The sequence below is a fragment of the Actinoalloteichus spitiensis RMV-1378 genome, assembly GCF_000239155.1.
In the GTDB taxonomy this organism is placed as follows: Bacteria; Actinomycetota; Actinomycetes; order Mycobacteriales; family Pseudonocardiaceae; genus Actinoalloteichus_B; species Actinoalloteichus_B spitiensis.
In genome coordinates, this window is sequence record NZ_AGVX02000820.1 from 1 (window position 1) to 1,083 (window position 1,083).

Below are 1,083 nucleotides of genomic sequence, written 5' to 3' on the forward strand. Positions count from 1 at the left end.
CTGCCCCATGACCTCGGTGAGCGACTCGTCGTTCCGCTCCCGATCGCCAGCATCGTCGGGGTGACGCGGAACCCCGGGAGGGTGCCGGCCCTGGCATCGACCCCCTACTGCCCGGTCGCGGTGGGGAGGCGCCCGGGCTGCCGCGCCCCGCGCGGGCGAGTCGTGGAGGCGCTTCCCCGTCTCGCCCTCGGCCCGTCGCCGCCTCGGTCTGCACCACCGCCTCGCCGAGCTGGATCACCCCACCGCTGGTGGGGACGTGGTCGGGGTGGCCAACGACCCGCACGACCCGTTCCTGGTCCTGGCTTCCTCACCGTCGGGCTGGAGCTCGGGTTCGACTCCTCCCGGAGCGCGGGGTGGTGTCCGGGCGGCGCTTTCGCCGAGGCCACCCTGGTCGACCTCCTCGTCGGTCGAGCTGGCGCTGCCGTTGTTCCGAGGCGTCGAGGTCGGCTGTCACCGGGCACGCAGCGTGGGGCGGGGCCGGCGTGGAGTGAGCGGGAACGACACGCTCGGGCGGCGTTCTCCCGTTGGAAGGGGGAGGACGGGCATCCTCCTGACCCAGGGTGAGACGTCGTCCCGCCCCAACTGGTCTGAGCGAGTGAGCGTTCCCCTCCGTCCCGGTGTTTCCCCCGCTGAGCGTTCCTTTCGTTCCATTCGTGCGTTAGGTTGCCGGTTGACTGCGGAGGGTGCAGGAGGCGGCATGTGGGTCGTCGGTACTCAGCGGGCGAAACCGCTGACCAGCACGTCCGGCTCGTGGTTCCGACAACGGTTGTTGGAGATCAGTCCTGACCTCGGCCCACCCGGCGTGGCGTACTTCGAAGTGCTCGTTCCCGCCGCCGGCGGCGAACCGGACCTCGTCGTGCCCGCGCTGCTGTTCACCCCCGGGGCCCTGGTGGTGGTGGAGTTCCGCTCACTGCCCTGGTACCGGCGGGGCGAACTGCGGGTGGAGCTGACCGGGCCCTGGACCGTCGACGGGATGGACGCCGGGCTGGGCGACGAGGTCGACCGCAACCCGGGGGAACGCGTGACGAGGATGGTGTTCGCCCTCCGCGACCACCTCCGTCGGCACGGCTTGGCGGACCTGCC

1 protein-coding gene is annotated in these 1,083 nt (G+C 71.8%); it reads left to right on the forward strand.

Annotated features, from left to right (window positions below):
- Positions 1–697 precede the first annotated feature (697 nt).
- Positions 698–1,083 (forward strand): hypothetical protein (locus tag ACTIDRAF_RS31425; protein ID WP_039789791.1); only part of this gene is annotated, 386 nt, incomplete at its 3' end.